This is a genomic window from Opitutus sp. ER46 (assembly GCF_003054705.1).
Taxonomy (GTDB): domain Bacteria; phylum Verrucomicrobiota; class Verrucomicrobiia; order Opitutales; family Opitutaceae; genus ER46.
The window spans coordinates 115,973-141,194 of record NZ_QAYX01000023.1; the positions used below are offsets into that span (position 1 = coordinate 115,973).

16 protein-coding genes and 1 tRNA gene are annotated in these 25,222 nt (G+C 66.0%); 12 read left to right on the forward strand and 5 right to left on the reverse strand.

Translation table 11 applies throughout. From position 1 onward, the window contains the following. Window positions 1–176 precede the first annotated feature (176 nt). From DB354_RS13390 to DB354_RS13410, 4 genes are all read left to right on the forward strand, one after another. Window positions 177–1,622: a TraM recognition domain-containing protein gene (locus tag DB354_RS13390; RefSeq protein ID WP_107836143.1), complete on the forward strand. Its 1,446-nt coding sequence runs from the start codon at window positions 177–179 to the stop codon at window positions 1,620–1,622. Then, window positions 1,619–2,665, forward strand: coding sequence for a hypothetical protein (locus tag DB354_RS13395; protein ID WP_107836144.1), 1,047 nt, complete (start codon window positions 1,619–1,621; stop codon window positions 2,663–2,665). The genes DB354_RS13390 and DB354_RS13395 overlap by 4 nt, the downstream gene beginning before the upstream one ends. Before the next feature lie 485 nt (window positions 2,666–3,150). Next, a complete protein-coding gene (locus DB354_RS13405; RefSeq protein WP_107836146.1) occupies window positions 3,151–3,345 on the forward strand; it encodes a helix-turn-helix domain-containing protein in 195 nt (64 codons plus the stop codon). A gap of 55 nt (window positions 3,346–3,400) precedes the next feature. After that, window positions 3,401–4,897 carry a site-specific integrase gene (locus DB354_RS13410; protein ID WP_107836147.1) on the forward strand — a complete coding sequence of 499 codons (1,497 nt, stop codon included), beginning with the start codon at window positions 3,401–3,403 and terminating at the stop codon, window positions 4,895–4,897. A gap of 853 nt (window positions 4,898–5,750) precedes the next feature. On the opposite strand, the gene DB354_RS22690 is transcribed toward DB354_RS13410, so the two are convergent. Together DB354_RS22690 and DB354_RS13420 are read right to left on the reverse strand one after the other, a co-directional pair. Beyond that, the gene (locus DB354_RS22690; protein WP_233256639.1) at window positions 5,751–5,975 is read right to left on the reverse strand and encodes a hypothetical protein; all 225 of its coding nucleotides are present in this window, start codon (window positions 5,973–5,975) and stop codon (window positions 5,751–5,753) included. A 289-nt stretch (window positions 5,976–6,264) separates the two neighbouring features. Continuing rightward, window positions 6,265–6,341 (reverse strand) — tRNA-Met (locus DB354_RS13420). Window positions 6,342–6,554: 213 nt separating this feature from the next. Here DB354_RS13420 and rpsB point away from each other — a divergent pair. The 4 genes from rpsB to DB354_RS13440 all read left to right on the forward strand — a co-directional run bounded on the left by rpsB (window position 6,555) and on the right by DB354_RS13440 (window position 11,067). After that, window positions 6,555–7,466 (forward strand): 30S ribosomal protein S2, encoded by a 912-nt coding sequence (rpsB, locus tag DB354_RS13425; protein WP_304595631.1) that lies wholly within the window; start codon window positions 6,555–6,557, stop codon window positions 7,464–7,466. A gap of 21 nt (window positions 7,467–7,487) precedes the next feature. Next, the gene (tsf, locus tag DB354_RS13430; protein WP_233256640.1) at window positions 7,488–8,081 is read left to right on the forward strand and encodes a translation elongation factor Ts; all 594 of its coding nucleotides are present in this window, start codon (window positions 7,488–7,490) and stop codon (window positions 8,079–8,081) included. A 299-nt stretch (window positions 8,082–8,380) separates the two neighbouring features. Continuing rightward, window positions 8,381–9,460, forward strand: coding sequence for a hypothetical protein (locus DB354_RS13435; protein WP_107836149.1), 1,080 nt, complete (start codon window positions 8,381–8,383; stop codon window positions 9,458–9,460). Continuing rightward, entirely contained in the window at window positions 9,457–11,067 is a 1,611-nt protein-coding gene (locus DB354_RS13440; protein WP_158277531.1) for a GH3 auxin-responsive promoter family protein, read from the forward strand. Before DB354_RS13435 ends, DB354_RS13440 begins: the two co-directional genes overlap by 4 nt. Window positions 11,068–11,167: 100 nt before the next feature. Here DB354_RS13440 and DB354_RS13445 read toward each other — a convergent pair whose 3' ends face one another. Together DB354_RS13445 and DB354_RS13450 are read right to left on the reverse strand one after the other, a co-directional pair. Next, window positions 11,168–13,117, reverse strand: coding sequence for a sialate O-acetylesterase (locus DB354_RS13445; protein ID WP_107836151.1), 1,950 nt, complete (start codon window positions 13,115–13,117; stop codon window positions 11,168–11,170). An 88-nt stretch (window positions 13,118–13,205) separates the two neighbouring features. Beyond that, window positions 13,206–14,750 (reverse strand): B12-binding domain-containing radical SAM protein, encoded by a 1,545-nt coding sequence (locus DB354_RS13450; RefSeq protein WP_107836152.1) that lies wholly within the window; start codon window positions 14,748–14,750, stop codon window positions 13,206–13,208. A gap of 273 nt (window positions 14,751–15,023) precedes the next feature. Between DB354_RS13450 and DB354_RS13455 the strand changes: the two genes are divergently transcribed. Continuing rightward, window positions 15,024–16,895, forward strand: a complete 1,872-nt coding sequence (locus DB354_RS13455) for a hypothetical protein (protein ID WP_107836153.1) — start codon at window positions 15,024–15,026, stop codon at window positions 16,893–16,895. Here the strand turns inward: DB354_RS13455 and DB354_RS13460 are convergent. Next, window positions 16,892–17,920 carry a LacI family DNA-binding transcriptional regulator gene (locus DB354_RS13460; protein ID WP_107836154.1) on the reverse strand — a complete coding sequence of 343 codons (1,029 nt, stop codon included), beginning with the start codon at window positions 17,918–17,920 and terminating at the stop codon, window positions 16,892–16,894. The genes DB354_RS13455 and DB354_RS13460 overlap by 4 nt on opposite strands. 68 nt (window positions 17,921–17,988) lie before the next feature. Between DB354_RS13460 and DB354_RS13465 the strand changes: the two genes are divergently transcribed. The 3 genes from DB354_RS13465 to DB354_RS13475 all read left to right on the forward strand — a co-directional run bounded on the left by DB354_RS13465 (window position 17,989) and on the right by DB354_RS13475 (window position 25,117). Next, on the forward strand, window positions 17,989–19,212 hold the full coding sequence (locus DB354_RS13465; protein WP_146180248.1) for a glycoside hydrolase family 88 protein: 1,224 nt from the start codon (window positions 17,989–17,991) through the stop codon (window positions 19,210–19,212). A 179-nt stretch (window positions 19,213–19,391) separates the two neighbouring features. Next, window positions 19,392–21,437, forward strand: coding sequence for a glycoside hydrolase family 31 protein (locus DB354_RS13470; protein ID WP_199226856.1), 2,046 nt, complete (start codon window positions 19,392–19,394; stop codon window positions 21,435–21,437). A 209-nt stretch (window positions 21,438–21,646) separates the two neighbouring features. Then, window positions 21,647–25,117: a hypothetical protein gene (locus tag DB354_RS13475; RefSeq protein WP_146180249.1), complete on the forward strand. Its 3,471-nt coding sequence runs from the start codon at window positions 21,647–21,649 to the stop codon at window positions 25,115–25,117. Window positions 25,118–25,222: the final 105 nt, after the last annotated feature.

Here is a 25,222-nt window from a genome sequence, read left to right on the forward strand (position 1 = left end):
GCTCATTGTCACGGTCCCAAGTCACCCCGGGAGCCCTCAGACATCTCTCCTTAGCACCGCTAAGGCCTTTCACATTACAAATACGCGAGCCACCTGCCCGATTTCCGGAACGCAAGCTGCTTTTCCCGCCCAATCTCCGCTTCAACGCCGCGCCGGCACCAACTCTGCCACAATAAATGCCAGCTTCTGCCGCCCCTCAGCCGAGGGATCCGCTCGACGAGATCCTCCTTTCATTTTCCAGCTCAGACCACTTCACCGTCCGCGATGCCTGCGAAGGGGTTCAGATATTCGGAGGCATTGGATCGGGAAAGACCAGTGGCAGCGGAGCCCTTCTGGCGCGGAGCTACCTGCTGGCCGGACTGGGTGGACTTGTGCTCACTGCCAAACCCGATGAGGCCGACCTGTGGCGACAGTATGCCAATCAAACTGGCCGTTCGAAAGACCTTCTGGTCTTCGATGACCGCGGGCCGTGTCGTTTCAACGCATTGGAGTACGAGTGCAAACGGCCTGGGCGCGGTTCGGGCATAACCGAAAACCTCGTCGAACTCTTCGACGTTCTTGTTCAGGTCGCCAGCCGTACCAGTGCACCGCCTGTCGGTGAGAACGCTGTGTTTTGGCGTACCCAGAGACGAATGCTTCTGCGTAACAGTCTTGAAGCGCTGCGGCTCGCCCGAGTTCCCGTGACGTTCGAGAACGTGTCCAAACTGATCAACTCGGCGCCGCGCACCGCGGAGGAAACAAGGGACGGCAAGCGGAAGAATTCCTTCTGCTACGAAGTGTTTCTATCCGCGGTCCAGCTGCTGGAGGCCGGCAAAATGTCGCCGGCGGATGCACATGACTGGGAGAAGACCAATCACTACTGGGCACACGCGTTTCCGGTTATCGAGCCTCGGCAGCAAACTACGATCATCGGAAGCTTCACGGGAATGGCCGACCCGTTTCAAAGGGGGATGCTGTGGGAGCTGTTTGGCACCACGACGACGATTCGCCCCGAAGACAGCCTGAATGGAAAGATCATCGTTCTCGACCTGCCGCAGAAGCTCTACAACGAACTCGGCGTTTATGCTCAGGTGCTTTTCAAATTCTGCTGGCAGCGCGCGGTTGAGCGACGCAAACCTGATCGTCACGCGCTCCCGGTATTTTTGTGGATCGATGAGGCCCAGCATTTCGTCAACGAATACGACGTCGGCTTTCAGACTACTTCACGTAGCTCGCGAGTCTGCACCGTTCTGCTGACCCAGAACCTGCCAAACTATCGGTACTATCTCGGCGGCGACCAGCGCGCTCAGGCACTCACAGAGTCGCTGCTTGGAAATCTTGTGACCAAGATTTTTCACAATAACACGTGTGCCGTCACGAATCAGTACGCCGCGGACCTCTTTGGACGCGACTGGCGCGAGAGAGTCTCATCCACCAGCAGCTGCGACGACGGAAAAGTGAGGCTCAGCACTAATCGCGCCGACGAGCTGCGACATGTTGTCGAACCGCGCGAGTTCGCCGGACTACGAAAGGGCGGACCGGAAAACGGCTACGTCGTCGAGGGCATCATTCATCAGGGGGGCAAAGTGTTCGGCGCCTCGCATTTGAACGCACTCCTTACCGAATTCCACCAACGCCAATGAGCCAGCAAACGCACCAGTATCCCGAAACTCCAATATCCGCCCCTGACGTCCAGAAAGGAATCGAAGGGCTCAAATCAGTTATGCACGGCGGAGGCGCCTTTGATCCTCCAACGGCGGTCGTCGAGGGAGTAAAGGCAGGCAACGATATTCTCGGCTTTATCCGGATGGCTGGTTTCTGGTTCGCGCGCGGAATGATCCTTCCGGCCGAGCTGACGTTCCGCCAGCGCATCGGAGAGCGATATGTCGGCGGCCCGTGCCTGCTGGTGCTCTTGGCGTGCGTGTACCTCTTGAACGGAATGAACGCCCCCAACGGTCAGGAGTATACCCGGATGATCGATATCGGGCGTTCACTGATCATCATCGCAGTCGTCGCAATCGGCTTTGTGCTGCATGCGCGTCGGCTGCGTTCGGCCCAGAAGAACGGTGTCCACTGGCACAGCTATTCCGAAGGCGACTCATTGCTTGAGGCTCCTTTGCTTCAGCAGCTCTGGGCACGCTGGAGGGGACCGTACAGCACAGTCTCCATCGCGAAAAACATTCTGGAACCGCTGGCGGTCCTCATCGTCGGCGTTTTCCTGCTACCCGACAATCTGAGGCTCTCGAAATTGATCGTGCGTCCTCAGCAATTCGCTGCCGAATCCCCGCTGCCGACATACTTGATCGTGATGGGCGTCACGATGTTCGCGTATCAGTACTACTGCTCACGGATTCGGCGAGGGCAGCTGCTGGATCACCTAGACGCCGAACTCATGATCGAGGCGCTAACTGAATCGCGAAAGGGCAATCAGGCACCGGGCCTAAGGGACTTCCTGGGTGTCGCTGTCCTTCCAGCGAAACGCATTCCGAAGGAAGAGGCTCCCGCACCGAATCCGCAGCAAAGCGCCCCTGTGCCGGCGGTCGCTCCCGCTGTCAGCACGATGCCATTCGCGAATATCCGAGTGCCCGAGACTCCTTCGACTCCGGTGACGACCCCGTATACCGAGGAGAAGCCGAAGCCGAAGAAGGGGCGCATACGCCGGTCGCCGAGAAGCGAGGTGGAGTGAATCTCGTCTTCGAGGACAGTGCGGTTTCGGGCTGGTTTCGTGTCGCGGGTTCATTTTCTTCCGGAAATTTGACCGGTCACTCGCGTATTATAAAGGGAGGACAATACCATGACCATCCTGACGCTCTCAAAAAAGAACACGATCAAGCTGCCCAAGGATATTGTGCAGCTTTTGAGGGGTGCTAGGCACCTTCACGTCAAGCCAACCGCTAGCGGCTTCGCAGTCACTGCGGTCCAGATCCAGCCCGCTATCAATTTCAAATCCATTCCCGATAACAGAGCCATTTCGGTTAAGTAGTATACGCGGGGGGGGTATAGTCGGAAGCAGCATCCGAAAGGGTGCTGCTTCTTTGTAGTTCAACGACGTCATCGGGTGTCGCAGATCGGCGCAGCACCACGAGTGAACAGGCAAAATCTGGCACAGATTTTCACGTCGGTCCGTAAAAACGGGGGCTGTCTCGCGTATTCATCTAGTGAGGATTCACCATGGAAACGACTACGCCAAAAGAACTCATGTCACTGAAGGATGCGGCTTCGCGCCTCGATCTGTCCTTGCGGGCCGTTTACCGGCTCATCGCTCGTGGATTGTTGCCCCGGCCCGTCAAGGTCGGAGGAGCCTCAAAGCTCTTTGAGTCCGACATTCAGTCTTACCTCGCGTCGCTGCGCGCGCAACGAGGCTGACACTGTCCACGCAAGCCTGGACGTAAACGCTATAATCAAGTATTATATATAAACCATGTTAGCCCACGTATATCGTCCACGCCGTCGAAAAGACGGGAAAGTCGAGACTGCGCGTCTCTACCGTGGCCGATATCGGCTGAAGGGCGACTTTGCGATCACTGAAGTTCCCCTGCACACCCCAGACAAACGGGTCGCAGAGCGTATGCTGGCCGAGATCATCGCTGAACGTGAACGCGAAAAGGCAGGCCTCATCGCCCCGAAGACCGAACGCGAAGCAGCCAACCGCTCATTGGACGATCATCTCAAGGAGTTCGTGGCCGACCTAGGCGCCCGTGGGCGGGTCACTCGGTACACTTCCATGCTCGCCTCACGCTTTACGCGGCTTGCCACCGAATGTCAGTGGAAACTGCCATCCGATGTAACGCCACAAAGCTTCGTCGCATGGCGCTCACAGAACAAAACTCTGAGTCGTAAAACCCTGAACGACTTTCTAGCCACGGCGAATGGCTTCCTTACATGGATGACGCGACAAGGAAACATCGCACGGAATCCTTTGGCAGACGTGGCTCGCGTGGATGTGCGAGGGCACCAGCAGCAAAGGCGTGCATTTAGCGAAGCGGAGCTTGAAAGGCTGTTTGCCGTCGCTACGCCCGACATTCGGACGCTCTACATGGCGGCCGCGTTTACCGGCCTTCGAATCGGCGAGCTTCAAAAAGTGGTTTGGGCAGACATCCATTTCGACCACGAGCGACCCTATATTGCCGTCCGTGCGTCCACTACAAAGAACCGCAAGGCTGCGATACTTCCGATGCATCCCGCTTTAGTCGAAAAGCTGCAAGCGGTTCGTCCCGACAATCCGCTGCCCGAAACAAAGGTCTTTCTCCAGCACTCCCACATGGACCGCCGTATTCGGAAGGATATGGCAAAGGCCGGGATAGCAAGGCTCGACAGCCTGGGGCGAAAGCTCGATTTTCACGCACTGCGCTACACGTTCGCAACGCGCCTTGCGGCAGGTGGAGCATCCCAGCGTGTGACGCAGGAGCTGATGCGCCATAGCGATCCACGGCTGACCGCAAACATCTACACCGATGTCACTCAGCTACCGCTCTGGGACGCCGTAAACGGCCTAAAATGGACGAGCAGGAGCGGGAGTACCAAGGTCCCCGCTGATTCGCAGGGGCGTTGTGAGGCTAGAACAGACACAGCAATAGACCCACAAAACGGGGTCTCTGGCGGGCAAATCCAGGCATTTTCTGGCGCAGGAAAAAGCGAAGCAGAATTACCCGCGAGCCCTCATCCCGAGAGGTTTGAGCACGTATTGGCGCAGTTTGCCAAGGGTCGGCAGAAACTCGGGGCGACAGGATTCGAAGGAGCAGCCGAGTCGCCGGCGGAGCCAGTTTTCGAACGGAATTCGGCTACTGCGACTGCTGCGAACACAGCAATAGACCCACAATTTTTGAGCACGCTTGGTCCCGTTATTGCGAAGTTGGTCGCACGTTGGGCCTCACTTCCTGAGGGATCACGGAAGGCGATAGAAGCCCTCCTCGGCTAACGAAGACCATTCACTCCGAAGGCCTGCGGGGCACGGATGCGCGTCAGTTGGCCGCAGGGCGAAGCTGCATTTTCCTATGATCGCATACGTTTTCAGACCCAAACGGACGAAGAACGGAAAGATGGGGATCGGAAGGATCTACCGTGCCCGGTTCCGGCTAGACGGTGACTTCACGATGACGGATATTTCGCTGGAGACATCTGACAAGCAGGTCGCTGAAAAGAAGCTTCGAGAGCTCATCGCAGAGAAGGAACGCGAACGAGCCGGCCTCCTTGCACCCAAGCTCCAACGTGAATCGGCGCAGAAACCAATTCTGACCCATGTATCCGACTTTACGGCAGACTTGGCGACAATAGGCCGAACTCCAAAGTACCAGAAGGACGTGCGTGCGCGCATTTCGCGCCTTATGGGTGAGTGCTCCTGGAAGAGCGTCAGTGACATCACGTCTGGCAGTTTCGTCGGATGGCGGTCACAGCAGGGCCGTTCAAGCCCCAAGACGCTCAACGAGTATCTGAACAGTGTCAGCGCCTTCCTGAACTGGATGGTGAAACAAGGCCGTCTTCCCGAGAATCCGCTTCGATCAGTTGTCCGCGTTGATGTCCGAGGAAGGCAGCGGAAGCGTCGCGCCTTCACCGATGACGAACTCAATCGATTGCTCAACGTCGCTCCCCCGAAGGTTCGGCTACTTTACCTTGCTGCGGCGTTCACGGGTCTGCGTGCAGGAGAACTGAGACAAGTCAGGTGGGGTGACTTGCGGCTCGATCATGAGCGGCCTCATATCGCGGTCCGGGCCAGCACCACCAAGAATCGAAAGGATGCACTGCTTCCCATCCACCCCCAGCTGCTCGCCGAACTAAAGGAGGTCGCAGCCGGGCGGAATCCCCAGCTCAACGATCCGGTTTTTGTGCAACTCGTGCACCCCGACGAACGGATCAAGATCGACCTGAAAAAAGCCGGCATCACGCGAATTGACCCCTTGGGGCGGAAGCTCGATTTTCACGCGCTGCGCTACACGTTCGCGACCAAGCTGGCGTCCAGTGGGGTTTCCCAGCGCCTGGCACAGGAACTCCTGCGACACAGCGACCCTAGGCTCACGGCAAACATCTACACGGACGCCACGCAGCTTCCGACCTTCGCCGCAGTCAACGCACTCGCTTGGCAGAGCCAAGACTCCAAGGACACGCCAAGCCACAAACCGGCACCGGAACCCGACACACAAATAGACTCACAAAGCGCAGACATGAGCTGTCGCGGGCTGGCAGGGAATGGCGAAGAGGATGTTCGCCAGATAGCGCCGATTCCTCCGACGGAAGAGGCACTTACAGACAAAAACGCCTCCCGAGCAGAGGGAGGCGTTTCACTGAAATTGGGTGCAGGGGTTGGATTTGAACCAACGACCTTCAGGTTATGAGCCTGACGAGCTACCAGGCTGCTCCACCCTGCAACAGAAGAGGGGCCAACCATCCGGCCGGGAAGAGCGCTGTCAACGCCCTTTTTTGAAATTCCCGAATTCTCTCTTGCCTCACGCCTCCCGCTCCGGTGTTTTGACCAGCTCTTCGCTCCTCGGTGGGGCGGGGAATTCAACCATCAACCATCATCGATCGATCGCAAGGCGGCCCTCCGGCCGACCTGTGTGTCGGAAGATACATAGATCAACATGCCTATCAACGTCACTCCCAAGGACCTGCTCGACGCGGGTGTTCACTTCGGCCACCAGACCAAGCGCTGGAACCCGCGCTCCAAGCCGTTCATCTTCGATCACCGGCAGGGCGTCACCATCATCGACCTCGGCAAGACGCACGAGGCGCTGACCAAGGCCTGCGAGTTCCTCGAGGACAAGGTCGCCAGCGGCGGCAACGTGCTCTTCGTCGGCACCAAGCGCCAGGCCAAGGAAATCGTCCGCGAGGCCGCCACCTCCGTCAACATGCCCATGGTCGTCGACCGTTGGCTCGGCGGCACCCTTACGAATTACGAGACCGTCAAGAAATCCATCGCCAAGTACAAGAAGTACCAGGCCATGGAGACCTCCGGCGAAATGTCCAAGCTCCCCCGCAAGGAGGAGTCCGCCATCAAGCGCGAGATGACGCGCATGCAGAAGAATTTCAGCGGCATCGCTGACATGGGCGGCCTGCCCACCGCGATGTTCGTCGTCGACGTCAACCACCACAAGATCGCCGTCGCCGAGGCCGCTCGCGCCGGCATCCCGTGCGTCGCCATCGTCGACACCAACTCCGATCCGACCACCGTCTCGCACCCGATCCCGGGCAACGACGACGCCGTGAAGTCGGTCCGCATCATCGTCGAGACGGTCACCGCCGCCATCCAGAACGGCCTCGCCCAGCGCGAAGCCCGCCGCGCCGCCCGCGGTCAGGCCGACATCAAGGCCGCCACCGCCGGCGTCGAGACGGCCGCCGCCGCTCCGGCCGCGACCACCGAGGAAGTCGACCTTTCCCGCGTCGAGCTCCCGCCCGAGGTTGTGCCGCTCGTCGAGGGTGAGAGCGAGACCCCCGCCGCCGGCGCCAAGAAGAAGCCGGTCCGCGCGAAGAAGCCCGCCGTCAAGGCCGAGTAATCCCCTCCGACCACGTCTTTCATGAGCTCACCTATTACCGCTCAAATGGTCGCCGACCTGCGCGAGAAAACCGGCGCCGGTCTGCTGGACTGCAAGAAGGCCCTCACGGAGGCCAACGGCAACGTCGAGGAAGCCATCACGATCCTTCGCAAGAAGGGCGCCGCCTCCGCCGCGAAGAAGGCCGAGCGCGCCACCAAGGAAGGTCTCATCGAGTCCTACATCCACGTCGGCGGCAAAGTCGGCGTGATGATCGAGGTCAACTGCGAGACCGACTTCGTCGCCCGCAATGATGACTTCAAGGTCTTCGTCAAGGACCTCTGCCTGCAGATCGCCGCCGCCAGCCCGCTGTACGTCAGCCGGACCGAGGTGCCCGAGGCCGATCTCCAGAAGGAGCGCGACATCGCCGCCGCCCAGGTGCAGGGCAAGCCGCCGGCAGCCATCCAGAAGATCGTCGAGGGCAAGCTCGAGAAGTACTTCTCGACCGTCTGCCTGCTCGATCAGCCGTTCGTGAAGCAGCCGGAGAAGACGATCCAGGAGATCCTCACCCAGAAGATCGCGACGATCGGTGAGAACCTCCAGGTCCGCCGCTTCATCCGCTATCAGGTCGGCCAGTGAGGTTCCCACAGGTTTTCGCTTCCGCGAAAACCTAAGGACCAAGGCAACGCTTTCAGGCGGCCCGGATTTTCCGGGCCGCCTTTTTTGCGGCAGTTCGGCCGGTTCAGCACGTGGAAGGAGATTGAGGCGATCGCCGTCGATGCGGAGCTGGGTTACGTGTATTACGTAGGACCTGTCCCGCAGATCAAAACGGTGCGGGATCGCGGCCAAGCGACGGTTAGGTGACGGCCGTGTAGCATTGCGGCGACCCTCGTAGATCGCGGTTGCCCCCGGGGATTGCCGCTCGGTATCGGGCTCTCATGTCCGCGCCGAACCTCGCGCCCGCTGTCTCCTTCTTCTCGGTTTTGACGGCGGAGCCTCTGCGCCCGCTGCATGCGCTCGTGCGCGCGGCGGGAGAGCGTTTCCGCCCGTCGCAAATCACGCTGCACGCCGGCCCGGCCGCCGCGGACGAAGGCTGCGCCGCGACGATCCTGCGCGAGCGGGGCGCGGGGCAATGTCCGACCATCGTCCTCGGCGGGCTGGTGCCCGATGCGCTCGAGCAGGTCTTCCTGTTGAGGCGGGCGCTGCTGCGCTCGGGCGATCTCTATTACGTGCACTACCCGCGCGGCGGATTCTGCCTGGCGACGCTGTGTGGACAGCTCGATCGGCTGGTGAGCGAATGCGTGAGGGCGGGCCAGCCGCCGGTGATCCTGGGCGTCAGCTTCGGTGCGGGCATTGTGCTGCACTGGCTGCGGGAGTGCCGCCGGCTGGGCCGGGAGCCGCTGCTCGCCGGGCTGGTGCTCATCAGCCCGGTGGCTTGCGTGGACGACCTGATCGCGCCTGGTTCCGCGAAGCCGACGACGCTATTGGGACGGGCGCTGAAACCGTATCTCGGTGTGACGGCGCCCGGCGACGCCATCGTCGCAAAGTCCCGGGCGCTCTTCGTCCGGATGTTTGAGGCCGGCGCGCAGAACCAGGCCGCGTTGCGCCGGCTCATGACTGCCCACGAGTTGACGCATCTGCGAAGCGCGGTCAACGCGACCATCCGCAGCGTGACGGCCCGCGGGGCGGTGGGCCGCGTGGAGGCGCTGCAGGCCATGGCACCGCCGCCGCAGTATTTTTCTCCCGCCGAGCTGCCGCTGACGGAGGCGCCCGCAATGATCCTGTTCGCCCAGTGCGAAGATGCGGTGCTCGATGCCGCTGCACCGGTCCGCTTCGCGCTGGAGCAGGCCACGGCAGCCTATTTCCCTCGGGGCACGACGCACCAGGTGCGGGCGCGAGTGGGCTTGCCGCCGGTGCAGCATGCCTCGCTGGTGTTTCACGCCTTCGAGTTCCTGCCGCGCCTGCAGGCCTTCTATCAATGCATCCGCCGCCGGCGGACGCTCCCGTTTGCCGCATGATCGCGTTTACGGGGCACCGTTCCTGCGGGCTGGGGGCACCACCGCCGGCGTGGCTGCAGCGTACGGTTGCGTGGGGCGCAATGGCGCGGACCCGTCGTGTCGACCGGAGATTGGCGCTGCCAGACTATCAGCGGCGGGCGCAGGCCGAAGCGTTTGCGACGCTCATGGCGGGATTTGGCGGCACGTCGTTTGGCGCCGTTTGCGGGCTCGACCGCAGCACAACCTATCGTGAGTTCCGCACCCGTGTCGCGCCCCGCACCTACGAGGATCTGGCGCCCTGGATCGAGCGCATGAAGGCCGGAGAGCCCGACGTGCTCTGGCGCGGCCGCTGCTCGTTGTATGCCGTATCGTCGGGCACGACGCACGGACCCACCAAGTATCTGCCGGTCACCCCGGCGATGCTGCGGCACTTTCGCCACGCGGGCCTGGATTCACTGGGGTTTTACGCCCGGCGGGCTGGGAGCGGCTCCGTCTTTGCCGGCCGTCAGCTCTTCCTCGGAGGATCGACGCAGCTCGCGCAGATTTCTGGGACGGGCAATTTCGCCGCCTGGGCCGGCGACCTCAGCGGTATCACGGCACAGAATCTGCCCGGCTGGGCGGAGCGCTTTCTATACGAACCGGGCCGGGATATCGCGCAGATCGCGGACTGGCCAGCCAAGCTGGCCGCCATTGGGCAACGCACCGCCACGCGCGATGTCCGCCTGCTCGCCGGCATTCCGAGCTGGATCCTCATCTTTGCCGAGGTCATGCGACAGACCACTGGCCGCGATACCTTGCGGTCGATCTGGCCAAACCTCGAGTGCCTGGTCCACGGCGGCGTGCCCATCGGGCCGTTTGTGAGCGAACTGCGAGCCGCGCTCGGCCCGGAGGTGCGATTTCACGAAGTCTATCCGGCATCGGAAGGTTTCATCGCGGCCCAGGATCTCGAGCCGGAAGCGGGGCTCCGGCTGCTCGTCGATGCTGGGCTCTTCTTCGAATTCGTGCCTCTGGCCGAGTTGCAGACGTCTGGGCCGGCGGGCGTCGGCGCCGCGGTCGTGCCGCTTGAAGATGTGGTGACCGGAGTGGACTACGCGCTGCTGCTTACGACGCCGGGCGGGCTCTGCCGCTATCTCATCGGGGACGTCGTGCGGTTCGTGTCCACCCAGCCGGCGCGGCTGGTGTATGCCGGCCGGACTGCGCTCCAGCTCAGTGCCTTTGGCGAACATGTGATCGAGAAGGACCTCACGGATGCGTTGACGCGCGTGATGACGCGGATCGGCGCGTGCGTGGCGAACTTCCATGTGGCGCCGCTCTTTGCCAACGCGGCGGCCGGGGTGCGGCGCGGCCGCCACGAGTGGTGGGTGGAACTGAAGTCAGAACCGAAGGAAGGTGCGTCTTGCGAACAGCTGGCCGCGGAGCTCGACCACGAACTGCAGCGGGCAAACGACGATTATCTCGCGAAGCGGCAGGGGGGCGGGCTGGACGGGCCGGTGGTGCGCCTGGTGCCCGCCGGCACTTTCGAGCGCTGGATGCGCGAGCAGGGGAAATGGGGCGGCCAGCACAAGATGCCGCGCTGCCGCAGTGATCGTACGATCGTGGAGCAGCTCAGCCGCGGCGCCTTTCGTTGAGGCCACGCCCTCGTGACTGCGCCCGGGTCGACGAAGAGGCTTCGCTCAGGAAGAGGAGAACGAGGCGTAGGGGGCACAGTGGTGGCGTTCGCTACCAGGACTAAGGCCGGTCTGCCTCCGTGCTGAAGGGCGCGGCGGGGAGGCCGGCGCCATTCACGAGCGTGGCGCGCGGATTGGCCTGCCAGGCGTAGCGGACGGCGACCGGCGCGGGGACCACGGGCGAGGAGACGACCACCGTATCGGGCGCGACGATCCGGGCTTCCGCCCAATGCCACACGCCGGCGGCGTCCAGAAGCGAGAACTCCGCCAGCGTGTCTCCGCGCACCTGCAGCCCGCCGTCGGCGTGATCGAAACGCAGGATGAACTTTCCCGGCTGGCGCTCGGCCCAGCGCAGGGTGGGGCCGCTCGCGACGACGTCGCGCCGGTAATGCCCGGCCAACGCGGCGAGCGCGAGCCGCTCGGCGACCGGGCGCTTGTTGGTGGGGTGAATGTTGCCGGCCTCGCCGGTGTCGATCGTCACGGCGAGCGCGGTGTTGCGGACGTTGCGCACGGTGAACGCCTGCGCGGCTCGCAATTCGGCCCAGCCGTCGCTCGCGGGCGTCGTCTTGCGCGCCGTGAACGCGGGCAGGCCCACGATGTAGAAGGGAAACTCGCCCTGGCCGAAGGTCGCGCGCCAGTCCGCGATCAGCGCCGGCAGCAGCCGCCGGTACTGCGCCGCGCGCGAGGTGTTGGCTTCGCCCTGGTACCAGATCGCCCCGGTCAGCGCGAGGGGCGCGAGCGGCGCGAGCATGCCGTGGTGCAGGACCGTCGGCATCGTCGGGTAGTTGTCGAAATCCAGCGGCAGCGTCGCGGGTGGACGCGCATCGTAGCTCAGGTGTCCGCGCCAGGCGCCGGCCAGCGGCACGCTGCGGCCATCGCCGAGTTCGATACGCAGCGCGGCGGCCGGGGACAGAAAGCCGCCGTCGGGCTTCGTCTTGAACACGCGCACCGCGATCACGTTGCGGCCGGGACGCAACGCGTCACCGGGAATCGCATACACGCGGGGATTCTCCACCCAGGAGCTGGCGCCGACTTGCCGCCCGTTCACGTACACCGTGTCCATCCGCTCGACCACGCCGAGGAAGACACGGGCCTGGCCCGCCGGCAGGATCTCCGGCAGCACGACCTCGCGGCGGAACCACACGATCGCCGGATCCTTTGGCACCCCCAGTTCGGCAAACCCGCCCGGCATCGGGACCTCTGCCCAGGCGTGATCGTCGAACTCCGGCTTCGCCCAGCCATCGCGGCCGGCGTCGTGTTCGTCGAGCCAGTGCATGAGGAAGCTGCCGAAGGGGGGCTGGCCTTGTTGCGCGAGCCGCGCAATCTCGGCGCGCTGCGGCTCGAACTCGCCCAGCCGGGCCAATGCCGCGGGACTCATCCAGGACTCCGCCGGGCTGCCGCCGAGGTTGGCCGAGACCAAGCCGATCGGGACCTGCAGCTCATCGTGCAGCCTCCGGCCAAAAAGGTACCCGACCGCGGAAAACGCGGCCGCGTTTTCGGGCGTGCACGGCTTCCATTCGACTTTCGGGTCGGTGGCCGGCGTGTACGCGACGCGCCGCCCGACCTGGCACAGACGCAGCGTCGCGACGTTGGCGCGCGCCAACTCGGCCTCGGCGCCGTCGGTCGCCCGAAGGGGCCATTCCATGTTGGACTGCCCGCCGCAGAGCCAGACGTCGCCCACGAGCACATCCTTCAGCGTCCGCTTTTCGCCGGCGTCGATCTCCACGGTGTACGGACCGCCGGGCGGCGGCACCTCGAGTGTGGCCTCCCAGCGTCCATCCGCGCCGGCGACGGCCTGGGCCGCGTGCTCGCCGATCGCGACGCGCACGGTTTGTCCGGGAGTCACCCAGCCCCAGAAGGTGTTGGGCTTGCCGCGTTGCAGGACCATGTGGTCGCCGAAGACCGGACTGAGCGGGGGACGCGTGCTGGTGGCGTCGGCGGCGATGACGGCACCTGCCGACACGAACAGCGCCAGCGAAAGGAGAACAAGGCGAACAGGGGAGGGACGCATGGAGAATAACGTCGCGGCCGTGAGTCGGCCGGAGGGTGCTCCGAGCGTCGACGGGGAGGCGTCGGCGGCAATGTGGCCGCCGTTCTTCCTATTGCGCGTCCGGGCCGGCGTGACGCTGCTGGCGCGCCGGGAGGTGACCGCCCGCGCGGCGGAGGTGCGCGGGCACGGGATGCTCGCCGGGGAGGTGAGGACGCAGGAACGGCGGCATCTCGCCGCGGTTCGCGCGCTGGAAGTCGCGCCACAAGGCGTCGGCCACGAGCGTCGGCGCGAGGCCCCGCACCTCCGTGAGGTAGGCGAACACGTCCTGCATCAGCGTCACGAGCGCGATGGCGTGGTGCCGGCCTTCGCGCGCGAAGAGCCAGTCGCTCAGCCCCAGGAAGGCCTGGAAGGGCGAGGCGCCATCGTTCCACAGGAGCGGCGTGGTGGTGACGAAGTTGCCGCTGTTGCCGACCAGATCCCAGTACCGGGCGAAGCGGCGGAGCCGCTGCATCGTCGGGAAATCGATCAGCCGGTTGCGCAGGATCTCGTACGGGGCGAGCGGCGAGTACGCCATGTCCCAGGTGGAATCGTGGCGGGCGATGGGCGTGCCGCGCAGGCGCTTGAGGATGCCGAGCTGAATCTCCTGTGGCCCGAGGGCGACGAGCCGGTCGAAACCCGCGGCGAAGCTCTCGAGCGACTCGCCCGGCAGCCCGGCGATCAGGTCGGCGTGAAGATGCGCACCCGATTCGCGGCGGAGGTACCGCAGGTTCTCCTCGAGCTTGGCGTAGTTTTGGCGCCGGCTGATGAGCGTCGCCACCTCGGGATTGAAGGTCTGGATGCCAATCTCGAGCTGGAGGTGTCCGGCGGGAAACCGCGCGAGCAATTCGCGGAGCTCGGGCGGCACGCGGTCGGGCACCATCTCGAAGTGGAGGAACAACCCTGGCCGGAGCCGCGCGAGGAAGAACTCGAGGATCTGGCGGCTGACGGCGAGGTTCAGGTTGAAGGTGCGGTCGACGAACTTGAAATGCAGGACCCCGCGCGCAAGGAGCCGGTCCAACGCCGCCAGGAACGGCTCGAGCGGTGCCTGCCGGACCGGCACGTCCAGCGACGACAGGCAGAATTCGCAGCTGAAAGGGCAGCCGCGCGACGCTTCGACGTAGATCAGCCGGTGAGCGATGTCCTCGTCGGTGTACTCATCGTAGGGCAGCGTCAGCTGGGAGAAGTCCGGTAGAAGTGCGGCGATGACGCGCGTTTCAGGACGGCGCCCGGCCAGGAGTTCCCGGCAAAGCGCGGCGAACGCGAGGTCGCCCTCGCCAGTGATGGTGTAGTCGGCAAACCGGACGATGTCCTGGACGCCCGTTTCGTGGCTCACCTCGGGCCCGCCGAGGACCACGATGAGGTCGGGACGGATGCGCTTGAGGAGCGCCACCACCTCCGTCGTGGGGCCCACGTTCCAGATGTAGACGCCCAGCCCGACGATCCTGGGCTCGTGCGCGAGAATGCGCTCGGCGATCTCCAGCGGCCGCTGGCTGATCGTGAACTCCTCGAGGCGAGCCTGCGGCCGCAACTCACCCAGGTTGGCCAGCAGGTAACGCAGGCCAAACGAGGCGTGAATGTACTTCGCGTTAAGCGTCGCGAGGACGATAGGGCTCATCGGTGAGAGTGCGGGAAGTGAAAGTGAGGGTAAGAGTGAAGGTGAGAGCGAATGTGGAAAAAGGGAAATGGGCGAGTTGGGGCGAGGGGGTGCAAACGGAAGCCAGCGCGCCGCGCATCCCCATCCCTTTTCGCAAATCGGCCAGCCAGCCGCTTTGCGTGTTAACGGTTAACGCAGCCCAGGCTTGAGCCGGGCGGCATGGCGCGGCCTTGATGGGAACCGCATGCTCAACGTCTCCGCGAATGCCCCAGCGCGGTCGGTCCCCTTGCTGGCGTGAACCCGCCCGGCTTCTCCCTCGTGCTCGCGACCGCGGCCCCCGGGCTCAGCGGGTACGACTACGCGATCATCGCGGTGTACGTCGTGTTCCTGCTGGTCGTTGGACTCGTGTTCCGTGGCATGAGCCGGAACACGTCGGACTATTTCCGCTGCGGCGGGGCAATGCCCTGGTGGATTACCGGGACGTCGGCGTGGCTGTCGGTGTTCTCCGCGTGGGCGTTCGTGGGCGCGGCGTCCGACGTCTATCGCTCGGGGCTGCATGTGATGCTGGTGTTCTATGCCTCGGTGCCGGCGATGATTGGCGTCACGGCGTACACGTGCGTGCGGTTTCGCCGGCTCCGCGTGATCACGTGGATGGAGGCGGTGCGCGAGCGCTTCGGGCCCGCGACGGAACAGTTCTACACCTGGGTGCGCGTGCCGATCGAGTTGGTGAAGGCCGGCTTCACGCTGATGTCCATCAGCGTGTTCGCGGCGGCGGTGCTGCACGTCGGGGTCAACCCGGTGATCGTCGTGCTCGGGGTCACCATCACGGTCGTGGCGTTTGCGGGCGGCGCGTTTGCCGTGCTCGCCAGTGATTTCGTCCAGCTGCTGCTCGTGATGACGATCACAACGCTGGCCGTGGTGCTGACGCTGCGCGACCCGGCGGTGGGCGGGCTGGGCGGGCTCGTGACGCAGCTCGAGGCGACGCATCCCGCGCACCTCCGGCTCTGGGAGGCGTTTCGGCCGGCGGTGCTGGCGGCGTTTGGCGTGGCGTTCATGAGCGTGAAGGCGGTCGAGCTGAACAGCCTCGAGTTTTCCACGATGTACCTGATGCCGAAGAACGAGGTGCATGCGCGGCGGATGCCGTGGATCCCGCTCGTGGGCGGGCTGGTGGGGCCGGTGCTCTGGGTCATCCCGCCGCTCGCGGCCACCTTGCTCTACCCGGATCTGGGCGCGGTGTTTCCGCAGCTCGCCAAGCCCTCGGAGGGCGCGTTCGTGGCGGTGGCGCTGCGCGTGATGCCGGTGGGCCTGATCGGCCTGCTGATGTGCGCGATGTTCGGCGCCACGCTCACCAACATGGACGCGGCGGTGAACAAGTACGTCGGCGTCTTCGTACGCAGCTTCTATCGTCCGGTGCTCAGTCCGCACGCCTCCGAGCGCACGCTGCTGCTGGTGAGCAAGGGCTGCACGCTGGCGTTCGGCGCGGCGATCATTGCGCTCGCAGTGCTGATCAACACGCACCGGCGCAGCGACATCTTCACGTTGTTGAACCAGTTCATGGTGAGCCTGGCGCTCCCGCTCACGGTGCCCGTGTTCTTTGGCTTCTTCTACCGCCGGACGCCGGGCTGGTCCGCGTGGGTCACGGCCCTGGCGTGCTTCGGCTTCTCCGCGTGGGCGAACTTCCGGTTCGCGCATGCCGTGGAGCGGGCCGATTTCGTGGCCGGGCTGCCGGCGTGGATCCAAGGCGAGTTGGGCGGGCCGCAGGCGGTCCTGAGCGCGGCCGAACGGAGCGACGTGCTGCTCGCGGTGACGGTGCTCGGGACGCTGCTGGTCGGCACGCTCGTCTTCTTTGGCTCGACGTTCTGGTATCGCCGTACGGGCGACGGGGAGCGCGCGCGGGTGGAGGCGATGTTTCTCAAGCTGCGCACCCCGCTTACGCCGGCGCCGGCGACGGGCGGCGCAGGCAGCGAAGCGGGCGTGTATCGCCTCCTGGGCCTGCTCTGTCTCGTGTACGGCGCGTTTGTGCTCCTGCTGATGGCGATCCCCAACGGCCTGGTGGGCCGGCTTTGTTTCCTGTTTGTCGGCGGCACCATCGGCGGTGCCGGCGCGGTGCTGTATGCGATCAGCCGCCGCAAATCGGGCGCGGGGCCGGCGCCGGCGGTGAACTAGGCGGTGGCCGCTTTCCGTGGGGCGGCGCGGCTGGGCGCGCGCACCGATCGACCTTCGACCCAGGCGCCGGCCACCATCGTGACCGTGGGCACCTTGGGGATGCCCTTCTCGCCGTGCTGGATGAGGCTGGTGAGGAGTCGGATCGCGGCGGCGCCGATCTCGTCGGGTCGTTCCTCAATGCCAGCGAAGACCGATGGGCCCGAGCGGTTGGTGGTGACGAAGCCCACCGGGCCGGGCACGCGGAGCCCGAGTTGCCGGGCGATGTCCTGCGCGTTGTCCGCGCCCTCGGCGATGATGGCATCGGGCCGCTCCCGCTCGAACCACTCGCGCAGGTCGCCGGCCCCGGCCGGATCGAAGATCAGGGGCATGACGCGTTCCGTGCCGCCGAGCATGTTCTGCCACACCACGGCGGCCGAGGGGCCATGCCCGACGGTGAGGTCGTGCCGCGAGTTCATGACCAGGCCGAGCCGGCGGTAACCGCGGCGGGTGAGCTCCTCGCAGAGGAGGAGGGCATTGCTGAACTGGTGGGGGACGACGCGGTGAAACTGCGGGGCGAGCACGGCGTTGGTGGCGCTTACGACGGAGAACTTGCGCCAGTCGAGGAGCGGGCGGAATTCGCGCGGCGCCGCCATCGGCAGGAGCAGGATGCCGTCCACCCCGCGGGCCCGCAGCATGCGCTCGAGATCGGGACGGCGTGCGGCATCGGCTGCCACGCGCAGCACGGTGAGCCCGTACCCGAGCGCCTCGGCGCGGGCCTGCGCGCTGCGCCGGAGCTCGCGCAGGTAGGGCTGCTCTTCCGCCTCCGGCACAGTCGTGAGCGCGGCGAGCAGCGATTGGAACCCCGGCGGCCGGCGGGTGCGCAGGTGCAGCATGAGCTTGGCGATGCTCGGGTCGGGCCGGTAGCCAAGCTGCTCGGCGAGGCGGAGGATGCGGCGCCGGGTGGCGGCGGAGATGCGGGGGTGCCCGCGCAGCGCGAGCGAGATCGTGGCGGAGCTGACCCCGGCGCGCTCGGCGAGCGTGCGCATGGTGGGGCGGGGCGAGGCGGGAGAGGGCGGGGTGGCCACGGCGGTGGGTTAACTGCTAACCCGCGAAGGTGTCGAGTCCCTTTCCGGCGTCCGGCACCGTCATCGCCATGCTCCCGAACCCGAGCCTCTCCCCCCTGGCGCCGGCGACCGCGGCCGCCTGGCTGGCGACGTGTGTCGCCAAGGCGGGCGCCAATGTGCGGCGGCTGGCGGCACGGCCGGGCGCGGCCGCGTGGGCGGGGGACGGCGACTATTTCGCCGCGGGCGACGGGTTCTTCGAGATCGGCAACTGGACCTCCTCGTTCTGCACCGGCATGGCGCTGCTCGCGTATCAACATACCGGTGATGCCACGTTGCTCGAGCCGCTCGGGCAGCTGCGCGAAGTGTACCGCGCGAAGGTGACGACGCACCGCCGGGAGACCATGCACGACCTGGGTTTCCTGTATTCGCTGTATTCGGTCGGGCTGTACCGGCTGGCCGGGGATGCCCGTGACCGCGCGACGGCGCTACAGGCGGCCGAAGTGCTCGCCGGGCGGTTCCGGCCGGAGGGCGGATTCATCCAGGCGTGGGGGCCGATGGACGAGGCCGACACCGATTACGCGGGGCTGGCGATCATCGACTGCCTCATGAACCTGCCGCTGCTCTGGTGGGCGAGCCGGGAGACGGGCGACGTCCGGCTGGCGGAGATTGCGCACCGGCACGCCGACACCACCCGCGCGCGGTTCGTGCGCCCGGACCAGAGCGTCTGCCATGCGTACCGGTTCCACCCGTGGGCCGACCGGCCGGTGGGCCCGGACAACTATTGCGGCTACGACGTTGAATCGCAGTGGGCGCGCGGCACGGCGTGGGCGATCTACGGCTTTGCCCTCGCATACCGGCACACCGGAGCGACGGCGTATCTGGAGACGGCGCGGAGGCTCGCGCGCGCCTTCTGCGCGCAGCTCGACGACGAAGGAGTGCCTCCCTGGGATTTTCGGCTGCCGGCCGGTCAGCCCCGGCTGCGCGATTCCTCGGCGGCCGCCATCGCGGTGTGCGGTATCGACGAGATCTGCGCGCATGCCCATGAGCCGGAACTCGCCGCGCGGGCCGACGCGCTGCTCTCCCGGCTCGGTGCGCCCGACTATTTCAACGCGGATCCCGGCTGCCCCGGCCTGTTGCGGCAGGCTGAGGTGGGCGAGAGCTTCGACCCGGCCACGCGCCATGTCGTCCCACGCTCCGTGTATGCGAGCTGGGGCGACTACTTCTTCATGGAGGCGCTGGCGCGGCGCGTGCAGGTCCGGGACGTGTTCTGGTGAGCGTACCGGCGCATCCCGAGGCGAAACACCGACGGCCGCCGCGCCATCCGGTCCGGCTCGGGCGAACGACGGCACGACGGAGTGACCGCCAGGACGGCTGAGCCGTGCCCGCTCCTGCAACTGAGCTCTTTCCCGGCGTTTGGCGCGTCACGTTTGGCGAGCCGGAACCGATCACACCCGTGCGCACACGCGGGTATGACGTGGCCGCAGACGCCTTGGCGCGGCTGCCGGCGCCGGCGGGCGCGCCGGTCGTCGTCGCGGCAGAGATCTCCAGCCGCGGCGTCCTGCTCCGGATGCCGCTGGCCGCCGGCGAACGAGTCTATGGGCTGGGCCTGCAGTTGCAGTCGTTCCAGCACCGCGGAACGAAGAAGCGGCTGCGGGTCAACGCCGACCCCCGGCTGGACACCGGCGACAGCCATGCGCCGGTGCCGTTCTACGTCACGAATCGAGGCTACGGCGTGTTCGTGGACACGGCGCGTTACGCGACGTTTTACCTGGGCAACAAGGTGGCGGCACCACCGCGCGTCCGCGAGGGGGGCGCAACGTCGGCGCGGCGCGACGACTGGAACGGCGTCACTCCGCCCGAGCGGCTCGGGCTGGGGCAGCCGAGTGAGGTGCTGATCGAGGTGCCCGCGCCGGCGCGCGGGGTCGACATGTACTTGTTTGCCGGACCGTCGCTGCGTGAGGCGGTGCAGCGCTACAACCTGTTCGCGGGCGGAGGCGTGGTGCCGCCGCGGTGGGGCCTCGGCTTCTGGTATCGGGAGCACACGGACGCCACGCAGGCCGATACGCTGGCCCTCGCGGCGGAACTGCGCGCGCGGCGGGTCCCCTGCGACGTGCTCGGGCTGGAGCCGTATTGGCAGACGCACGCCTACGCGTGTTCGTACTCGTGGAGTGACCGGTTCCCGGCGCCGGCGGAGATGCTCGCGCAATTGGCGGCGGCTGGCTTTCGGGTGAACGCGTGGGAGCAGGCCTTTGTCCACCCCTCGGCGCCGATGTATGAGGCGCTGCTGCCGCGGGTGGGAAACGTCGCGGTCTGGGGCGGCGTGGTGCCGGACTTCCTCGATCCGGAGGCGCGGCGGTGCTTCGCGGCGCACCACGCGCGGCTGATCGCGGAGGGACTTGCCGGGTTCAAGGCCGACGAGTGCGACAACTCGGACTTCACCGGGAACTGGTCGTTTCCGGAGCATGCGCGCTTCCCGTCGGGGGCGGACGGCGAGCAGATGCACTCGCTCCTGGGCCTGCGCTACCAGGAGGCGTTGCAGGCGGCGTTCACGATGCGGCGACAGCGCACCTACGGGTTGGTGCGTTCCTCGGGGGCGCTCGCCAGCCCCTTGCCTTATGTCCTCTACAGCGACCTTTACGATCACCGGCAGTTCGTGCGGGGCCTGGCGTCGGCCGGCTTTGCGGGGCTGTTGTGGACGCCGGAGGTGCGGGACGCCCGGGACCCGGTCGAACTGGTCCGGCGAATCGAAATGGCGGTGTTCTCGCCACTGATGATGGTGAACGGCTGGTACCTGAAGCATCCGCCCTGGAAGCAGGGGGAGCGGGCGGCGAACCATGCCGGGCGCTTTGCGGCGGGATGGGAGCAGGTGGAGGCGCGGGTGCGGGCGCTGGCCGAACTGCGGATGCGGCTCGTGCCGTACCTGCATGCCGCCTTCGTGCGGTATGCGGGCGAGGGCCTGCCGCCCTTCCGACCGCTGGTCATGGATTTCCCGGACGACCCGGCGGCGGCCACGATCGACGACGAGTACCTCGTGGGCGATGCCCTGCTGGTCGCGCCGATCATCGTGCGGGCAGTGGCTTCTGGCTCGGCGCGGGCGGCGGACGCGATGGGGGCGGCGCGGCGCACGGTGTACCTGCCGCCGGGGGATTGGTTCGACTTCTGGACCGGCGAACGGCGGCAAGGCGGACGGCGCTTCGTCGTGAGCGCGCCCCTCGGGCAGACCCCGGTCTTTGTGCGGAGTGGGGCAGTGCTGCCCCTGGCGGATGCCACGCTGCACACGGGCGATCCCGCCAGTTGGCGGCTCACGGCCCGGGTGTATGGCGATGGTGCGCGCGAGGCGCGGCTGTATGAGGACGATGGCCGTTTCGCGGCCCGGCTCAACGAGGTGCGGCTGCACTGGGACCGCGCGCGCGGTCAGGGCCGGGTGGAACGCGCGCATGACCTCGACGCGGGTACGCCGGGATATCAGGTGGCGGCCTGGCAGGTGATCGGGGCGTAGCGCGGGCTCCTGGGCGTGCGCGGCGCGCGCGTCCGAGACCAGGCAACCTGAGGTGAGGCACTGGCGCGGCGGGCGGATCAGGTTAACGGCTAACCGGCAAAAGGGTCGTAGCCGTGGCGGTGCTGGGTACGTTGGCCGCGTTCCCTGTGCCCCGCTGCGATGCGCTTTCGCCGACCCGGCGATCTCGCCCTTTCCAAGACACCAACCCCATGAAACCGTCCGTTCAACCTGCCGCGATTCACGTTCCGGCTGCCTTGTTTCGACCGGCCTGCGCGCTTGGCGCGGTGCTGTTCGCCCTCTCTTCGCTCTCGGGCCAAGTGGCGCCGAAACCGAGCCCGGTGGAGCGGGCCGCATCCGAGCCGGCCAATGCGGCGGTGGCGGCGACCCCGACGGCCACGACGGCGAAAGCCGCCGCGGCGGGCGACGACGTGATCGCGCTCTCGCCCTTCGAGGTCACCTCGGACAAGGACGACGGCTTCGTGGCCACGAGCATGGGCACGGGCGGGCGGCTGAACCTCGACATGAAGGACGTGGCGGCGCCGTTCTCCTCGATGACGCGCGACTTCATGGACGCGCTGAACATCACGAACCTGGTGGAGGCGACGCAGTGGTCGACGAACGCGGCGCCGATCTACGACGGCCAGGGCGTGGATATGTACGGCAACCCCAATCTCCTGAACGTCCGCGGCATCGTGCAGTCCACGAACGGCCAGCGGAATTTCTCGTTCAGCGCCAGCATCATGGATTCGTACAACCTGGAGCGTTACGAGTTTGGCCGCGGGCCGAACGCCGGGTTGTTCAACATCACGAACGGCTCGAACGACAACCCGCTCGGTGGCGGCATCAGTGCGACCTCGAAGCGGGCGCGGCTTGGCCGGCCGTTCACCACGGTCTCGACGACGTTCGGCTCGTGGGACTACTACCGCGCGACGGTCGACACGAATGTGCCGGTCACGAAGAACTTCGCGGTGCGCGGCAACGCCGTGTGGTTCGACCGCAACGGCTGGCGCCGGGGCGAGTTTGAGAAGACGAAGGGCCTGACCGTGGCCGGCACGTACCTGCCGCTGCCGAAGACCCAGATCACCTTCGAAGGCGTGGCGGACCTGGTGGAACGCAGCCAGGCGGTGACACTGGTGACGGACAAGCTCTCGGGCTGGGATGGCGCGACCACGTTCAGCACGCCGATCACCGATGCGATGTACACCGGCATGGCGAAGCAGGGCGCGAACCAGGGCGTCGATCGCCGCAGCGGGCTCTACTACGTCTTCGTGCCCGGCATCGGCAAGGTGTACAACCGGCAGAATGAGGGCCTCACGCGCCGCGGCGACGAGAACGCGGACACGCCGCTCTATTCGGCGGGGCGCGCGTGGTATCGCGGCACGGGCCTGCCGTTCGGCAACGGCGGCAACAACAACGCGGCGCCCACCATGACCGCGAACCCGGGCGACGACATCTGGTTCCTCGGCCAGGACAACCTGCCGGGCGACCGCTTCGACCGTGCGATCGCCAACTCGGCGTTCCGGCTGCCGGACCGCACCTTCACCTACCTGCCGGATCACCCCGTGTTCGAGCAGCACAACAAGGACTTCAACGCGGCGATCACGCACGAGTTCACGCCCAGCCTGGTGGCCGAGCTCGGCGTGGATTTCAACCGCACGCACGACACCCGGATGCAGAACACGAACCAGTGGCGCACGACCCGGATCGACATCAACCGCAACCTGCCGGACGGGACCGCCAACCCGTACTTCCTCCAGCCCTACGGTGACGCCTCGGCGCGCATCTCGGAGCGCTACACCTCGAGCCGCATGGCCCGCTTCAACCTGGGCTGGAAGCACGACTTCGGCCGCTGGGGCGATTACCACCTCGTGCTGAACACCTACATCAACACGACCGAGGTGAAGGACCGCGGGTTGTGGATGACCACGGCGGAGGTGCCCGACGCGCGCGTCTGGGCCAACAGCGTGCTGCAGATCTACTATCGCGAGTACTGGAACGCGACCGCCCGGCCCTACAACGAGATCTCCGACCTGCCCGCGACGCTCAGCCGCAACGCCTATGGCACCGGCAACGTGCTCACCGGCACGCAGGAGGCCGCGCTCAAGCCCCGCTGGTCGCTCGGCTCCTGGGGCGAGACCAAGCGCACCAATTCGGTGCTCTCGCTGCCGGTCAAGGGCCTCTACTCGGTATTCGGCCGCCGGCTGGCGCTGACGGCGGTGCCGCGGTTCGACCGATATGACTCGCGCGTTCGCCAGAGCCCCGACTTCGGCGACCTGCCGGCGGACTGGGACGGCACGACGCTCAGCTTCAAGCCCGACGCGCCGTCCGACTGGTACGACCTCACGTACGTGACCAGGAACGCCAGCGGCAACCCGACCGTGACCACGCCGCTGCGCGCCGTGACCCGGCCGCGCACCAGCACCGCGGTGGCGAGCGTCGGCAACACCAACCTCAATCTCAACCTGCGGAACCCGCTCTATGCGAACGACCGTTTCCGCAACGATTTCAACCCGCCGCCCAACAAGGGAAACAAGTTCACCGGCAGCTACGGCGCGGTGCTCGAGGTGCTCCCGTGGGTCGACATTGGCGCGAACTGGGCGAGCACGTATTCGGTGCCGCCGACGGACACGTTCACGATCAACAACGAGCTGGTCACGGCCCGCGTAGGCTGGGGCACCGACGGCTTCATTCGGCTGCGTACCCGCGACGACCGGTTCTTCATCAAGTTGAACGCGTACTACAATGTCGCCGACCACGCCCGCATCACGAGCTCGGTCGTGCAGCAGGCCAACACGCTGCTCGCGCAGCAGCCGGCGGCGAACTCCGTGACCGGCGACCGCAACGTCCGCGGCATCCAGGACTTCGCCACCAACGACTATGCCTCGCAGTGGAACAAGGGCTTCGAGGTTGAGGTGACCGGCAAGCCGATCCGCGGGTTGCGCGTGACGCTCAACGGCGGCTCGTCCAAGCAGGGCAGCTTCGACCAGTACGAACTCACGGCGGCGTGGCTGGGCGAGTGGGAGCCGGCGTTGCGGGACGTCCTGACCGACGCCGGCGGCATGCTGACCGGCGGCACGCAGGCGAGCGGCGCGCCGGGACTGGCGGTGGCGAATCCCGCCGTGACGCCGCTGAATGGCACCGCGCGCACGAATGCCGTGAACGCGTACAACAACATGTGGGCGCAATATTCCGGCGTGGTCGCGCCCGCCCGGCTGGGGCGGCAGAACATCGTCACCTACCTTCGCGGCAACGTCTACGCCGACTACACCGTGCAGGGCGGCCTGTTCAAGGCGTTGCGCCTGGGCCTGGGCGTGCAGTGGCGTGGCGGCCGGCGCGGTAACGTCGCCGGCACCCGCGTGGGCCAGTCGATCGTGAATGCGGCGGGTGTGGTCGTGGACGATCCGACCGTCGATAATTACAACAACGTGTACATCGAGCAGCCGCTGAACACGGTTGCGACGATTGGCTACCACACGAAGCTTTTCCGCCGGGACGTGGATTTTCAGCTGAACATCCGCAACCTCCTGAACGAGCAGGCCATCGTGTATCAGGATTCCGGCATCACGCTGCGCGCGCCCGGCGGCGACCTCTCGGTCCCGTATCGCGTGGCGACGGCCTCGCGCATCGCCGACTACCAGCAGCCGATCAGCTTCCTCTTCACCACCAAGGTCAGCTTCTAGCGTGGTCCGGTCCCCTGAACCGCGGGGGCGCAATGCAAGGTGGCGCCGGCCCCGGTCCGGCCGCTAGCCTCCGCGGCTCAGCTCCGTTTCGTTCGTCTTCTCCCG

Bases quoted from the DNA above. Each gene is read 5' to 3' on its own strand.
- DB354_RS13475 (WP_146180249.1), top strand. From the start codon at position 21,647: ATGAAACCGTCCGTTCAACCTGCCGCGATTCACGTTCCGGCTGCCTTG.
- DB354_RS13390 (WP_107836143.1), top strand. From the start codon at position 177: ATGCCAGCTTCTGCCGCCCCTCAGCCGAGGGATCCGCTCGACGAGATC.
- DB354_RS13440 (WP_158277531.1), top strand. From the start codon at position 9,457: ATGATCGCGTTTACGGGGCACCGTTCCTGCGGGCTGGGGGCACCACCG.
- tsf (WP_233256640.1), top strand. From the start codon at position 7,488: ATGAGCTCACCTATTACCGCTCAAATGGTCGCCGACCTGCGCGAGAAA.
- DB354_RS13445 (WP_107836151.1), bottom strand. From the start codon at position 13,117: ATGCGTCCCTCCCCTGTTCGCCTTGTTCTCCTTTCGCTGGCGCTGTTC.
- DB354_RS13405 (WP_107836146.1), top strand. From the start codon at position 3,151: ATGGAAACGACTACGCCAAAAGAACTCATGTCACTGAAGGATGCGGCT.
- DB354_RS13435 (WP_107836149.1), top strand. From the start codon at position 8,381: ATGTCCGCGCCGAACCTCGCGCCCGCTGTCTCCTTCTTCTCGGTTTTG.
- DB354_RS13450 (WP_107836152.1), bottom strand. From the start codon at position 14,750: ATGAGCCCTATCGTCCTCGCGACGCTTAACGCGAAGTACATTCACGCC.
- DB354_RS13410 (WP_107836147.1), top strand. From the start codon at position 3,401: ATGTTAGCCCACGTATATCGTCCACGCCGTCGAAAAGACGGGAAAGTC.
- DB354_RS13395 (WP_107836144.1), top strand. From the start codon at position 1,619: ATGAGCCAGCAAACGCACCAGTATCCCGAAACTCCAATATCCGCCCCT.
- rpsB (WP_304595631.1), top strand. From the start codon at position 6,555: ATGCCTATCAACGTCACTCCCAAGGACCTGCTCGACGCGGGTGTTCAC.
- DB354_RS13460 (WP_107836154.1), bottom strand. From the start codon at position 17,920: ATGCGCACGCTCGCCGAGCGCGCCGGGGTCAGCTCCGCCACGATCTCG.